The sequence below is a fragment of the Rhizobium sp. 57MFTsu3.2 genome (genome assembly GCF_012932765.1).
Taxonomy (GTDB): domain Bacteria; phylum Pseudomonadota; class Alphaproteobacteria; order Rhizobiales; family Rhizobiaceae; genus Rhizobium; species Rhizobium altiplani.
In genome coordinates, this window is sequence record NZ_JDWI01000015.1 from 1 (window position 1) to 14840 (window position 14840).

The 14840-nt window shown below is 60.4% G+C and carries 10 protein-coding genes and 1 tRNA gene; 7 read left to right on the top strand and 4 right to left on the bottom strand.

What is annotated here, in order from left to right:
- Positions 1–122 precede the first annotated feature (122 nt).
- Positions 123–199: transfer RNA gene (locus tag AF71_RS16755), tRNA-Met, on the top strand.
- A 289-nt stretch (positions 200–488) separates the two neighbouring features.
- On the opposite strand, the gene AF71_RS16760 is transcribed toward AF71_RS16755, so the two are convergent.
- The gene (locus AF71_RS16760; protein ID WP_025660092.1) at positions 489–941 is read right to left on the bottom strand and encodes a universal stress protein; all 453 of its coding nucleotides are present in this window, start codon (positions 939–941) and stop codon (positions 489–491) included.
- Between the two features lie 315 nt (positions 942–1256).
- Here AF71_RS16760 and AF71_RS16765 point away from each other — a divergent pair, with 315 nt between their 5' ends.
- A complete protein-coding gene (locus AF71_RS16765; RefSeq protein ID WP_018857246.1) occupies positions 1257–2483 on the top strand; it encodes an alpha-D-ribose 1-methylphosphonate 5-triphosphate diphosphatase in 1227 nt (408 codons plus the stop codon).
- Between the two features lie 87 nt (positions 2484–2570).
- Here AF71_RS16765 and AF71_RS16770 read toward each other — a convergent pair whose 3' ends face one another.
- Entirely contained in the window at positions 2571–3581 is a 1011-nt protein-coding gene (locus AF71_RS16770; RefSeq protein WP_018113060.1) for a LacI family DNA-binding transcriptional regulator, read from the bottom strand.
- A 216-nt stretch (positions 3582–3797) separates the two neighbouring features.
- On the opposite strand from AF71_RS16770, the gene AF71_RS16775 reads away from it, so the two are divergent.
- From AF71_RS16775 to AF71_RS16790, 4 genes are all read left to right on the top strand, one after another.
- Positions 3798–5399 (top strand): sugar ABC transporter ATP-binding protein, encoded by a 1602-nt coding sequence (locus AF71_RS16775; protein ID WP_169682229.1) that lies wholly within the window; start codon positions 3798–3800, stop codon positions 5397–5399.
- Entirely contained in the window at positions 5396–6721 is a 1326-nt protein-coding gene (locus AF71_RS16780) for an ABC transporter permease (protein ID WP_018857248.1), read from the top strand. The genes AF71_RS16775 and AF71_RS16780 overlap by 4 nt, the downstream gene beginning before the upstream one ends.
- Positions 6708–7676 (top strand): substrate-binding domain-containing protein, encoded by a 969-nt coding sequence (locus AF71_RS16785; RefSeq protein WP_018113584.1) that lies wholly within the window; start codon positions 6708–6710, stop codon positions 7674–7676. The genes AF71_RS16780 and AF71_RS16785 overlap by 14 nt, the downstream gene beginning before the upstream one ends.
- 484 nt (positions 7677–8160) lie before the next feature.
- Positions 8161–10440, top strand: coding sequence for a CDC48 family AAA ATPase (locus tag AF71_RS16790; protein ID WP_018857249.1), 2280 nt, complete (start codon positions 8161–8163; stop codon positions 10438–10440).
- Between the two features lie 144 nt (positions 10441–10584).
- Here the strand turns inward: AF71_RS16790 and AF71_RS16795 are convergent, their stop codons facing one another.
- Both AF71_RS16795 and AF71_RS16800 read right to left on the bottom strand, forming a co-directional pair.
- On the bottom strand, positions 10585–12345 hold the full coding sequence (locus tag AF71_RS16795; RefSeq protein WP_018857250.1) for an adenylate/guanylate cyclase domain-containing protein: 1761 nt from the start codon (positions 12343–12345) through the stop codon (positions 10585–10587).
- Between the two features lie 142 nt (positions 12346–12487).
- Positions 12488–12826: a putative quinol monooxygenase gene (locus tag AF71_RS16800; RefSeq protein WP_018857251.1), complete on the bottom strand. Its 339-nt coding sequence runs from the start codon at positions 12824–12826 to the stop codon at positions 12488–12490.
- A gap of 245 nt (positions 12827–13071) precedes the next feature.
- Between AF71_RS16800 and AF71_RS16805 the strand changes: the two genes are divergently transcribed.
- Entirely contained in the window at positions 13072–14820 is a 1749-nt protein-coding gene (locus AF71_RS16805; RefSeq protein WP_169682231.1) for a tetratricopeptide repeat protein, read from the top strand.
- The last annotated feature ends 20 nt before the right edge of the window (positions 14821–14840 follow it).

Below are 14840 nucleotides of genomic sequence, written 5' to 3' on the forward strand. Positions count from 1 at the left end.
CCGGAAACATGCAGTGCGTCCCTTACACGAGACAAATCGCCTTCGGCAATTTGCTCGGGCAGTAGCGTAAACTGCTTCGCAGTTTACGCACCGTGACAAAACCCAAAGGGTTTTGCACTTGGCGCGGGGTGGAGCAGCCCGGTAGCTCGTCAGGCTCATAACCTGAAGGCCGCAGGTTCAAATCCTGCCCCCGCAACCAAATCGCCCGTGGTCGGACAATCTATGGCTCGCCGAAAAGCGAGCGCTTCCCAGGCGATCTAGCTCGGCGTCTTCCTGAAGCGAGCGAATATACTTATACATCGGATACATAACGTCCGCGCAAGCGCCGAGGAGCTTTCTCTTTTTGGACTCCGTGTCGAGCTCGGCTCCGCAACCTCAGACGCGGTGCCGTCCCCGATTTCGCTCGCCGATGACCGAGATTTGGAGCCAGCCGCGCTGGTCGGTTTCGGCGCAGGCCCCGCGGGACACCGCTTCCCAGAAGTGACGACTTACCGGACCACCAAGACAGGCACCGGGCTGCTCGCGAGGACTTCCGATGTCTGGCTCCCGAGCACCAGCTTTCTTAAACCCCTACGGCCGTGTGATGCCATGACGATCAAATCGCAGTCGAGAGCCTTGGCCTCCTCAACAATCGCTTCGGCCGGATAAGCCTGCGGGATATGGACAGTGTTCGCCTGCACGCCGAGCTTTTCTGCTGCTCTCTTGACCCCAGCCAGCACTCTCTCGGCTGTTTCCTTTTGACCGGCTTCATACTGGGCCATCTCTGTCGGCCCGGGAATATAGGCGCCGGCAATCCCGGCATGCGCGTAGACAGGGAACCGCTCTGTTGCCATGATTATCGTCACGCGGGCCTTGAGGCTGCTTGCAAGCGACAGCCCATGATCGACACCCTTCTGCGCTACTTCCGATCCATCGGTAGAAATGAGAATATGGTTGTACATACTTGTCGTCTCCCGTCTGGTCCAAGGCATTTGTGCCCACCACGCAAGGTACTATCGTTTCGCAACTAACGATACGGTTGTAGACGGAGAAATCGCCAGAACGGACTGGCGGAGGTTGGCCATCGCGCCACATGCAACGCACCTCCACTGTGGACGGATTACACCGCTGGGGACCTGCGCTACCGTGTCAGTCAACGTATGCCTGTGCACAGCGACATTCTCAAATCTGTCATATCGGCTGGTTCGAAGCGGCGTGGCACTCAGGCCTCCGATGAAACGGGGCTGCTGCACTCTCCTTTTCGTGGAATGACACCAATGCAGAACAATTCGGCAGTGATTATCGAGGGCGCGACCGTCATTTTTGGCGACCGTCTGGAGCCCGCTTCCGTGCGCATCGAAGACGGCCGGATCATGGCGGTCGACGGTGCACGCGACGGAGCGGACATTGTGGATGGACGCGGCTCTCTCCTCGCTCCGGCTTTTGTGGACATTCATGGCGATGCCTTCGAGCGGCAGATCATGCCGCGGCCGGGGACGATGCTCCCCGTCGCTCCTGCGCTGCTCGAAACAGACCGTCAGCTTGCCGCCAATGGGATAGCGACTGCCTACCACGCCCTGACGCTGAGCTGGGAGCCGGGGCTTCGATCTGTGGAAAACGGTTACGCCGTCGTCCGCGCTCTCGACGCACTCGGCCCGCGTCTGACGGTGGACAATCGTGTCCAGCTCCGTTGGGAAACCTTCTGCTTCGAGGCGATCGAGCTTATTCGCGAGGCGCTCGCCGGACCGCGCCTGCCGTCGATTGCCTTCAACGACCACACATCAATGGCAATGCTGCATCCCTCGATACCGTTGCAGGAGCGGCCGTTTGACCTCGATCCGGCCTTCCCGGCAGTCGACCCCGAAACGCCTGCGTTCGCGGAGAAGATGGCGGAACGCGCCAAGCGGGCCAAGATCCCGGTGTCTGACATGGTCGCGCTCGTCAGGAACATGTGGGATCGCCGTCCGCAAGTACCAGCCGCGATTGAAGAGGTGGCGACCCTCGGCCAGGCCGCCGGCGCACCGATGCTGTCGCATGACGATAGCCAGATTGAAACGCGCGACTTCTTCCGCGTCCGTGGCGCACGGATCAGTGAGTTCCCGACGAACAAGCGGGTGGCGCGGGCCGCCCGTGAGGCTGGTGACTTCATCGTCTTTGGCGCGCCGAACGCCACGCGCGGCGGTAGCCACATTGTTTCGATCGGTGCCGCCGATATGATTCGCGAGGGTCTCTGCGATATTCTCGCCTCGGACTATTATTATCCTGCGATGCTGCTTGGCCTGGCCAGGCTCAAGGCCGATGGCGTGGCACCGGTCCACGCGCTCTGGCCGCTCGTATCCGGCAATCCGGCGCGTGCGTCGGGGCTCTTCGATCGCGGCGTGATCGAAGTCGGAAAGCGGGCGGACCTCATATTGGTCGATTGGCCAGAGGGCGGCGCCCCCGTGGTTCGGCGCACCTGGGTCGCCGGCCGGGAAGCCTATTGCGCGGCGCCGATGGGCTGGTGACGAGTAGAGAAGCGGGCGAGCAACTGATGCAGAGCTAGAACGAGGCCCGTCGGGAGCTCCGCTCGTCCGCCCATCTCGCGCAAATCTTTAACCTCCGTCAGCTGCAGAGAAAGGCCGGCAGGACGAGCGGATCGTCAAGCGGCCCGAAAGTACGATCTGCCGGGGAGGGCGGTCGGAGCGATTGGCAAGGCGGTCGAGAATGAGCTGGGCTGCGTGTTCACCGATGGCCTGTACCGGCTGGGCGATGGTCGTCAGGTTCGGCTGGAAAACATCCGCCCAGGGAAAATCGTCGAAGCTCGACACCGAGATGTCATCGGGACAACGCAGCCCCATGTCCCGGATCGCCTTCATCACGCCGATGACCATCAGGTTGTTTGCCGAGAAAATGGCGCTCGGCCGTTCCGGCATCACGAGCAACTGCATGGCGGCATTATAGGCGTCTTTCTCGCGAAAGTTTCCGATGCGCACCAATGCGTCGTCCTGGGGAATGCCGGCATTGTCAAGCGCGCCGCGATAGCCGGCCAGCCGGCCGAGGCCGGTGGAGGTATCAAGCGAACCCGAGATGTAGCCGATCCGGCGATGGCCGAGGCCGACAAGATAGTCGATCGCGTCTTGTACCGCGCGCTGGTTGTCGAGGACGACGGCATCCGCCGCGATGCCGTGGCTGATGCGATCGATCAGTACGGTCGGGATACCGGCGCGCTGGAGGACGCGCTCAAGCGCATGGTCGTCGCCAGCCGGCGCAATGATCAGGCCGTCCACCATCCTGTCCAGGAGAAGCGAAATCTGCTCCTCCTGTTGCACCGGATCTTCGTCTGTGCAGCAGAGCATCACAGCGTAACCGGCGCGATGCAGCACATCCTGGATGACGGCGACGACATCCGTGAAGAACGGGTTGGTGATATCGGCGATGACGAGCCCGATCGTCTTGGTGGCGCCCGTCTTCAGGCTTCGGGCAATGGCGTTGCGTTTATAGCCGATGGCCGCAATCGCATTTTCGATTCTGCCACGCAGTTCGGAACTGACCGGCGCGGTACCATTGACGACCGCCGAGACCGTGGCAACCGAGACGCCTGCCGTCGCAGCGACGTCTAGCATGGTCGGCTGGGATTTTCGTCTTTTGGAAGAAATCCGGTCCATAATTCAAAACGTTTAGATCGATGCGTTGTCCAACATGTTACGAAAATGGCAAGTTCTTAGCAAGATCAAAGCGTTGGAGGGCGACTGATCTCTTGACAGATTCGAAACGTTTAGATTAGCTTCTACTGTCGCTTACAGCCGCGAGACAAAGATGGAAGGGAGGCCGTCATTGTCATGCAGGAAGAAGTGGGCCATTTGTCTTCGCGCGCCGACGCGCCACCTTCGTCCACCGCGCCTGTGCTGGAAGCGGTCGACGTCTCGAAGTCGTTTGGCGGAATTGCCGCGCTCAATCATGTGAAATTTGATCTGTTCGCCGGTGAGATCCACTCGCTGATGGGCGAGAACGGCGCCGGCAAATCGACCCTGATGAAAATCCTGTCCGGTGTCTACGCCGACTATGATGGCGCCGTCATCATCGACCAGGCTCCGGTTCACTTCGCGACGGTGCGCGACGCAGAGGTTGCCGGTGTCGCCATCATCCACCAGGAACTCAATCTCGTCCCTGAGCTGTCGATTGCCGACAATATCTTCCTAGGCAGGGAGCCCTTGATCGCCGGGTTGTTTGTCGATCGCCGAAAAAGCATGAATGCCGCCCGGACCCTGCTCACGCGGCTCGGCATCGATCTTGATCCCGAAGCACGGGTGTCGTCGCTCAGGATCGGCGAACAGCAGCTGGTCGAGATCGCAAAGGCGCTGTCGCTCGACGCCCGGATGCTCATCATGGACGAGCCGACATCGGCGCTGTCACCGAATGAATGCAAGCGGCTTTTCACGATCATGCGCCAGCTCGCATCGGAAGGGGTGGGCATCATCTACATCTCGCACCGGATCGACGAGGTAATGCAACTCAGCGATCGCGTCACGGTGTTCCGGGACGGCCGGCACGTCTGGACCAGGCCGAAGTCGGAGATCGATGAAGACATGGTCATCGCCGGCATGGTTGGCCGCAATCTCAGCCGTGCCGAAACCATCAGGCACGAAGCGACCGCCGTTGGCGGTGCAGTCCTGTCGGTGAGAAATCTGTCATTGTCCGTGGCCAACCGGCACGGCTGGAAGCAGGTCCTGACCGGCGTCAATTTCGAGGTCGCCTCAGGTGAAGTCCTTGGCATCGGCGGCCTGCTCGGGGCCGGGCGTACCGAGATCCTGCAGGCGATAACGGGCGCCAGCAACGGGGAGGCCGGCGGTGAGATTCTGATCGACGGGCAGCCGGTCACGATCCGCTCGCCGACGGACGCGCGCCGACTGGGCATTGCCTTCGTCACTGAGGACCGCAAGATGCAGGGACTTCACCTGCACGATACGATCACGGAGAATGTCGCGCTACCGCTCGTCAGCCGAATGGCGCGCTTCGGCCTGCGCGACTTTGCGGCGGAAGCGGCGGTTGCCGCCGACGCCATCAAGACGTTGGGTATTCGGGCCTCGGGCATTGAACAGGTCGCGGCAACGCTTTCCGGCGGAAACCAGCAGAAGGTCGTGATCGGCAAGTGCCTCGCCACGACGCCGCGCATCTTGCTGCTCGACGAGCCGACCCGCGGCATCGATGTGGGGGCAAAGAGCGACATCTACGACCTGATCTTCCGCCTGGCCGAAGCGGGTATGTCGATCGTCGTCGTGAGTTCGGAAATGCCGGAACTCCTGCATCTTTCCGACCGCATCCTCGTCATGTCCGAAGGACACCAGACCGGTATCCTGAACCGCGCGATCGCGACGGAGGAGCGGATCATGCAATTGGCGGCACCGCGATCCGGCAACAGGCAGGAGAAGGCATCCGCATGAATGTGATAAAGCTTGTTTCCCGCACGAAACTGTACTGGGGCCTGATCGCGATTTTCCTGATCGGTGTCGCCTGGTCGCCGGTGACGTCGTCGGGCAGGAACATATTTCTTTCCAGCGGCAACCTGCTCGACGTGCTGCGTCAGGTCTCGACGACGGGGCTTATCGCGACCGGCATGACGGCCGTCATCATCACCGGCGGCATCGACCTGTCGGTCGGTTCGTTGATGGCAATCTGCAGCGTCGTCTGTGCCATGTTGTTGACGGTTCCGGGGGACACACCCGCCTTCCTGCTCGGCGTGCCGTCGGTGCTGCTTGCCGCCCTCGTCATCGGGGCCGCCGTGACCCGGTTCATCTTCTCCAATCTTGAAAAGAGCCGCACTGGCTTCAGCCATAGCCGCGACCTGACGCTCGACCGCACGCGGGGCATCTATGTCCCGGCGCTGGTCGGTATCGCCCTCTGCACCGTGCTGCTCTTCTATATCGTGCCGCAGAGCGAAACCAAGTTCGGTGTGCTCGGCGTGCTGCTCGTCGTACCGGCCGTCGGCCTTCTGTTTGGCGCCATCAACGGCATCATCATCGTCGTCGGCCGCCTGCAGCCCTTCATCGTCACCCTGGCGATGATGGTGACTGCGCTCGGCATCGCTCGGCTGACGGCGGGTCAGAACAATGCGGTCCTGCCGGTTTATACCGGGTCGAACGCCACGGCCGATTTCGATATCCTCCGCTCGCTGGTCTTCGGCATCATTCCCATGCCCGGTATCTTTTTCATTGCGGCGATTGCGATTTATGCGGTCGTGCTGAAGTTCACTCCGTTCGGCCGCTTCGTTTATGCGATCGGCGGCAACGAGGAGGCGGCGCGGCTTTCAGGCATCGACAGCGGACGGGTCAAGATCGTCACCTATGCCGTCTCCGGCCTGCTCGCGGGCATCGCCGCGATCCTCTACGTTGCGCAGTATCGCCAGGGCAAGCCCGATGCCGGGGCTGGGCTGGAGCTCGACGCCATCGCCGCGGTGGTCATCGGCGGCACGAGCCTGATGGGGGGACGCGGCAGCCTTGCCGGCACCTTCTGCGGCGTGCTGATCTTCGGGCTGCTGTCGAATATCCTGCAGCTCCACAACATCAATTCCAACCTTCAGCTGGTGCTGAAGGGACTGATCATCATCGGCACCGTGCTCGTTCAGGAGCGCAATGCCCGCGATATTCTGGCGCGGTTGCGGCTGACACTGCCGCGGCCCGCGAGATCGGAGGCGTCCGGGGAGGAGCGTCCGCGCAAGGAGACCATGTCTCTCAACACTGGAGGAAACGGAAATGAAACGTCGTGACATGTTGAAGTTCGCGGTCGTCACTACCGCGCTTTTCACCACTACATCCCTTTTCGCTACGCATGGCGCGCTGGCGCAAGACAAGAAGTGGCGCATCGGGTTCTCCCAGGCGACCACGATCGAGCCCTGGCGGGCGCAGTTCAACAAGGACATCATCGCGGAAGCCGCAAAGCATCCCGAAGTCGAGCTGATCATCACCGACGGTGAGGACAAGACTGAAAAGCAGGTTGCGGATGTCGAAAACCTGATCCGCCAGGAAGTCAATGCGCTGCTGATCTCGCCGAAGGAATCCGCTGGCCTCACCGGCGTCGTCCAGCAGGCGATCGACGCCAAGATTCCGGTCTTCGTCTTGGATCGCAACGTCGAAACCGACAAGTACGTCCAGTTCGTCGGCGGCGACAACAAGCTGATCGGTCGGGCTGCGGGGGAATATGCCGTTGAACTTCTCGGCGGGCCCGGTAAGGCGCAGGGCAATGTCGTCGAGATCTGGGGCGGCATGGGAACCCAGCCGGCACACGACCGGCACGACGGCTTCCACGAATTTACCGACAAGGAGCCGGGCATCAAGAACCTGCTCGACCAGCAGTCGGGCGACTGGAAGCAGGACCAGGCCTACAACATCATGGCCACCGCGCTCCGCAACAATGAGAAGATCGACCTCGTCTATGGCCACAACGATCCGATGGCCTATGGCGCCTACCTCGCTGCCAAGGATGCCGGACGTGAGAAGGACATCAAGTTCATCGGCATCGATGCGCTTCCCGGAGAAGGCGTGACCTGGGTGAACAATGGTGAACTCAGTGCGACCTTCCTCTATGCAACGCCGGGCGCGGAAGGCCTGCGTCAGGCGATCAAGTATCTCGGCGGAGAAAAAGTCGAAAAGAATGTCGTCTTGCCGACGCTCAAGGTGACAAAGGAAAATGCAGGCCAGATCATGAAGGACAACGGCCTCTAACTCAGCGTAAACCTGACAGTAAAGAAGGGTCGGCTATCCCAGCCGGCCCTTTTTGTGTCCATACGGGTCCGCACCTGTTCGACGGTCAGTCCGGTCCGCTAAACCACTGTAGTAGTCGGCGGCATCCGCGCATTCGTCGATAGCCTGGCGGAATAACGGGCTTGGGGAGAGCTTGGATGGCTGCCTGGGGGCGAAGGCTGCGTAAAACTCGAGGGGATTGTGAAGCTTCCGAGTTTTGCGGCTTTCCACCGAGGCTCAACCGGTGGACCACTGGAGCACTTTGTCCAACCGTGAAACGGTCGCTCACCTATACCTCTGTATAATTCGCTCCATCACGCGTTTCGAATATCAGTAGGCGGATCCGTCGTGTCGGCGGCAAGGAAGCGCAAGTCTTTTTACGTGTTCGCATGAAAACCGCTTGTCTTTTCCGTAAGCTCTCTAGCTGTCAGCGCAGCGTTTCATCACAAGCGATTTTGGAGGTATCATGTCTGTCCCCGACGATCAGATCCTCACGCTGCAGGTTGCCAATATGCCACCGCAGGATACGGGAGCGAGCATCGCCCGCGTCTCCACGAAGGCGATGACCAAGCTCGGCGTACGAGAAGGCGAGCTTATTGAGCTCATCGGCAAGCGGCATACGGCCGCGATCGCGATGGGGCCCTATTCCGATGATGAGGGCCTGAACCTGATCAGGCTCGACGGCCTTCAGCGCGTAAATGCAGGCGCAACAAGCGGCGACCATATCGAAGTTCGCAAGGCGGAGGTCAGGCCGGCGACGAAGGTTGTCCTCGCGCCGGCGCAGAAGAACCTGGTGTTGCAGGGACCGGGTGAAGCTTTGCAGCGCACGTTTCTTCACCGCCCAATGGTGGCCGGCGACGTTGTATCGACCTCAGTCCAGCAACGCGTAAGAGATCCCCGCGCTGCGGACCCGCTGCTACGGAGCGTACTCGATCTTCCCGCCTACGGTCTGCAGGAAATCAGGCTCGTCGTTGTCTCGACACAGCCGAGAGGCATCGTCCAGATGAACGAGCAGACGGTTGTCGAATTGCGTTCGCAGTTTGAGGAACCGAAGGAAGCACGCCGAGCTGACGTAACGTACGACGATATCGGCGGACTCGGCACCTCTGTCGAGCAAGTCCGCGAGATGGTGGAGCTGCCACTGCGCCATCCCGAGTTGTTTCAGCGCCTCGGCATCGAACCGCCAAAGGGCGTGCTTCTCTATGGCCCCCCGGGCACCGGCAAGACGCTGTTGGCCCGTGCTGTCGCCAATGAGACGGAAGCCAACTTCTACCACATCGCCGGTCCCGAGATCATGGGCAGCCGCTACGGGGAGTCCGAGGAACGTTTGCGGCAGGTCTTTCAGGAAGCCTCGCAGAATGCGCCATCAATCATCTTCATCGACGAAATCGACTCCATCGCGCCAAAGCGCGAGCAGGTGACCGGAGAAGTCGAACGGCGAATTGTCGCCCAGTTGCTAACCCTTATGGATGGGCTGGAGCCGAGGCAGAATATTGTTGTCATCGGCGCGACGAACAGGCGAGACGCGATTGACGAGGCGCTCCGCCGTCCCGGGCGTTTCGACCGCGAAATCGTCATTGGCGTACCGGACCAGCGCGGCCGGCGCGAGGTGCTCGCGATCCACACCAGGGGCATGCCACTCGCCGAGAACACCGATCTCGATGAGATCGCGAGGACGACCTACGGCTTTGTCGGAGCGGATCTCGGTGCGTTGGTTCGCGAAGCGGCGATGGATGCGCTGCGCCGTGTTCTTCCCGATATCAATCTGAAGCAGGGTATCCCAACCGAGATCCTTGAAAAGCTCACGGTCTCTCAGGACGATTTCACGTCCGCCATGAAGCGCATTCAACCTTCCGCGTTGCGCGAAATCATGATCCAGGCGCCGAACGTCCGTTGGGACGATGTCGGAGGTTTGGACGAAGCGCAGATGAGACTGAAGGAAGGGGTGGAACTGCCGCTCAGGTCACCGCAGTCCTTTAGGCAGATGGGCATTCGCCCTGCAAAGGGATTTCTCTTGTTTGGACCTCCTGGGACCGGGAAGACACTGTTGGCAAAGGCCGTGGCGCGCGAAGCCGAAGCGAACTTCGTGGCAACCAAATCGTCCGATCTGCTTTCGAAATGGTACGGCGAGTCCGAGCAGCAGGTTTCGCGGCTCTTCGAACGCGCACGACAGGTTGCCCCGACCGTCATCTTCATCGATGAAATCGACTCGCTGGCCCCCGTCCGCGGCGGCGGGCTGGGTGAGCCGGCGGTGACCGAGCGGGTCGTCAACACGCTACTGGCCGAAATGGATGGGTTGGAAGACATGCAGGGCGTCGTCGTGATGGCAGCGACCAATCGGCCGAATTTGCTCGATCCGGCACTGCTGCGACCGGGGCGCTTTGACGAACTGGTCTATGTTCCCGTGCCGGATGCAAAAGCGCGGCGGAAGATCCTTGGCATCCATACGAAGAAGATGCCGCTCGCCGACGATGTTGATCTCGATGAACTCGCCGACAAGACGGAGCGGTTTACAGGGGCAGATCTCGAAGACCTGACACGGCGAGCAGGGCTGATTGCACTGCGTCAGTCTCTGACTGCGTCGACGGTGACAAAGGAGAATTTCGCCATGGCCCTGCAGGAGGTTCGACCGTCGGTCACGGCAGAAGCCGAACGGGAGTATGAGGAGATGCTGCGCACGCTCCGCCAGGAAAATCCGCAGCGCATGCAGATCGGCTTCACGCCCCTCAGGCAGGCTGGAGAGTAGGGGCGCCAGATTAAGTAGTGATCGACCGTGGCGGCTCTGCCGGTCCAGTGCGGGGCGGCCGGGCTTCCGCGCTCCATGCTGAGCCAGGTGAAGCTCCGTGACGCCACCTGTTCTGCGCCGCGTGGGTGGCTGATCGGCCGTTCGTCATCTCAGCAAAGTTGATTTCTTGCGGGGTGTAGGCTTCCGCGGCTTTGGCGGCAGGCCGGCATCGCAGTTCCGCTCGATCAGGGCTTCGGTGACGGACTCGTCGGCATAGGTCTCCTGCATCCGGATGTATATCGCAGACAGGCCCGGATCGAGGGAAAGCGCTTGCCGAACCAAGAGTTCAGCCTTTCCGCTGTTGCCGCAGGCCATGCTAGCCGCGATCTGATAAAGCAACGTCCGCCTGGTCTGAAACGGTAGTGTCAGGGCGACGCGCATCATGTCTTCGAAGCGGTCCAGCGCGTAGAGGGCCGCCACCCGCTCTTCAGTGATCCAGACCGGCAGAAAGGGATCGAGTGTCTCGGCACGATCAAGCATTCCAAGGGCGTGCTCAGCCTCTCCGACATAGACATAGAACGCGGCGCTGCGGCCGAGAATATAGGCGTCGTTCGGAGCGAGTTCCTTGGCGCGTATGTGATGGTAACGCGCCGAGGCGAAGTCGCCCGATTTCATCTTGATCGCGCCCATGATGCGATGGGCTTCCGGGTCGGTCGGGTCGAGTGCAAGCGCATGCGCAACCTGCTTTTCGGCCTCATGAAGGTCAAAGCTTGGCAAGTTGCTCCACGAGCAGACGTGCATGGCGAAGGGGCGGCCGAAACCGGGATCAGCGGTCATTGACCGCTCGAACCAGGTCATGGCTTCGTGTATGTGGGTGTCCGAAACGCCAACCAAGCGATGATGGTCCAGTCCCCGTAGGTAATACTCATAGGCCGTCATGTTCTCCGGGCGCTTTAGCCGCGCGGCCGCAAGTTCCGACTGCTCGACCCGTCCGGACACGGTTGCTGCGACACGCGCGATGATTTCATCCATGACATCAAGCAGTTCGCGAAACGGACGCGTTATGCGATCGGACCAGATGACGAGACCCTCTCCGGTTTCCGTCAGCGAGATGTTGACCCTGAGGTCGTCGCCCGCTTGCCGGATCGAGCCGCTGACGACGTAGCCGACGCCGAGAAGGCGGCCGATCTCGACCGGGTCTTTGGTCGTCAGTGCGGTCGCGGCCGAACGGGAACTGACAAACAACCCCTTCAGCCGGCTCAGTTCAAGAGTCAGGTCGTCGGTGATGCCGTCCGCCAGGAAGGATTGATCCGCAATGGCGCCGGGCGCAATGTCGAACCGCGCCACGGCGATCGAGTTTGTCCGGGGAGGCTGTGCAGCATTGGGAGAGGATCGTGTTGGAGCGAACTGATAGAGGTGGCGGTCCACCAGTTCAGTAACCCGGTAAATCCGTATCGGCTCGAAAATTCCTTTCAGTCGACGTTCGCCGATGTCTTCAAATCCACAAGGCGAGACCCGACGGACCTGGTCGTAAAGCACCCCCGAAACCTCGATTGCGCCAGGTGGCGCAGACGCCTCAATTCGCGCGGCTATGTTCACGCCATCGCCGCGCAAGTCCGAGCCCACGACGACGACATCCGCGACATGCAGGCCGAAACGCATGTCGCCGCCACTCGAGCCAGGAAGGGCAGCGATCTCGGCGCGCGCCTCGATGGCGGCCCTAAGCGCATTGACTGGGCTGCCGAACTCGGCGAGCAGGGCATCGCCCGCGGTGCCGAAGACGCGGCCATCATGGCGCTGGATGACCATGCGAACAGTGTCGAGGACAGCGTCAATCCGGGTGATCGCTCCTTCCTCGTCCGTTTCCATCGCAGGGGTGGAGCCGACGAAATCTCCGACCATGATCGTGGCCAGCTTGCGCTGCATTCTCGATCCCTCCCGCCACAAAAGCACGTGGTGACAATGTAGCACATCAACAGGCTTGGGTGTTTTACGATTGCCAACGACAGCGGCGGGTGCGAACGGTGCTGTGGGAGCACGCACATCGACGTGCAAGCTGCCTGCAGGACTAAGGACGATAGGGGCCCGGCGGATTTGCGATGAAATCGAGATCATAACGTGCGACTTCATCCGAGACCGTCTCGATCAAACTCAATCTTGCCAGGAGCCGCCGCACATCGGCCTGCATCGCGATCATGTGCGGGGTTCGCCTATGGAACTCGTGTGCCTCCGCATCGCGAAAGCCTTCGATCAGAACCACCACGTCGTCTTCATCCTTGTGCCGATGATACTCAAAAAACACACAGCCTGGCTCAGCGCGCGTGGACACAACATGCGGCTCCATAGCGGCAAGGAACGCCTCTCGCATTCCCTGCTTGCAGGTGAGCCAACCCGTTATGAGTTTCATATGGGCACCTCGAATTTCTGTATCACTCGCCCTGACACGGAGGCTACTAACATTCGACGTGGGTGCAGACCTCAAGGTCCATGTCCAGGTTGTAACTTATAGCGCAGGCTGCTTCTGGCGCGAAGTGGACACCGTCCGCCACGGGGCGAGCGAAGACGAATTCTTGAGCGCGCCAGGAAGTGTCTCGACATTGCGTATATGCTAATCTGAGTGGCCATTGGCTGACTTGATGGGGGTGGGCGACAATGAAGCAACGGCTTTCTGTCATCATGGCCTCTGACGTGGTCGGCTATAGTCGACTGATGGGGATCGACGAGAAAGGCACACTTTCCGCTCTAAAATTGCACCGACACGAACTTTGGGACGTGAAAATCGCGTTGTATCAGGGCCATACAATCAAGCTTGTTGGCGATGGGATGCTGACGGAGTTTCAGACTGCTGAAGAGGCGGTCCTGTGCGCGATCGAGATCCAATCGGAGATGCAGAAACGCAATGCGCGTGTCCCCGGCGATCGCAGGATAGAATTTCGGATCGGTATAAATATCGGCGACCTTATCTTCGAGGACGACGATGTTTACGGCGATGGCGTGAACGTTGCAGCTCGCATTGAGAATGTCGCGAAACCGGGAGGCATAGCGATATCCGCATCGGTGCGCGACACCTTAGGCAAGCGTCTGGGCATCCGCTTCGAAGATGTGGGCGAGCACGCACTGAAGAACATCGAGCGGCCAATTCGCATCTTCAACATCATCGTCGACGACGGTGCAGAAGGGGCGAATCCTGAGTTTATTGCGACACCCAAGCCTGCCGTGCAGTCGGTCGGAACGCGCCTTGGGCCGGAGTTTTCGCCGAACAGAACATTGCTGTACGTTTCGAAGTTCTCAAATCTCAGCGGCGATCCAGACCAGGATTATTTCGCGGCGGGATTAACAGAAGATGTCGCGGCAGGTTTGGCGCGGTTCTCCAGGCTGATCGTTGTCGCTCAACAACCGCCCTCAGGGCAACAGCACGCCGAGTCAATCCCGCACTACGTCCTCGAGGGGAGCGTGAGGCGACTTGGCAATCGTGTCAGGGTGAGTGCCAACCTCATCAATGTTTCGGGTGAACGAATCTGGGCGGAAAAATACGACTTCGACCTTATCGACATCTTTCACATTCAGGACGAGCTGTCCCGCTCCATACCGGCCGCGCTGAGCGTCAAGATAGAAGAGGCGGAGCGTCAACGCGCCCTGAGCAAGCCTGTTACATCGCTGAAAGCCTACGATCTGTATTTGCGGGGCCGGCATCTTCATCAGGGCTCGAGCCAAGAGGATGTGCGACTTGCGCGGGAAATGTATCTCGCCGCGATAGCCGATGATCCGGAGTTTCCGCGGCCTTACATCGGGTTGGCCTGGATCGAGCTTCGGAAGCTGAAATGGAACGAAATCGTTGAAATCGATACCGCGCTTGCGACCGCATCGGCCCTGCTAAGCAAAGCCCTGAAGCTAAACCCGATCGACGCTGATACCCACTGGGCTCTTGGCGTCGTTCACCTTTGGAGGGGAGAGGCCGAGCGAGCCGTAGCCTGCTATGAGCGCGCCCGAGAACTGGCTCCCAGCAACTGTGACCTCCTCGCCGAATATTGCGATGCCCTTGGTTATCTTGGGCGCCTTGACGATGCCGTTAGGATGGGAGAGCTTGCCGTTCGCCTCAATCCGAGCCGCCCCGACTGGTATCTCTGGGATATCGCCGCAGCCAAATTTCTTTCGGGAAAATATTTGGAGGCACTGTCCCTTCTGGAGAAAATGGCCGAGCTTGGGCCCGCCTATCGCCTGCTTGCAGCGACCTACGCCCAACTGGGGCGGCTTGAAGAGGCGCGCCAGGCCGCGCGCGAACTTCTGAAGGTCAATCCTGACTTCTCGATCGAGCGTTACAGTTCGCGTGCACCCTATCTCGATAAGACGCTCATGGCCAAATACATCGAAGGCCTACGACTAGCGGGTCTGCCGGAGTAGGTTGGCGATCTGAAAGTCTA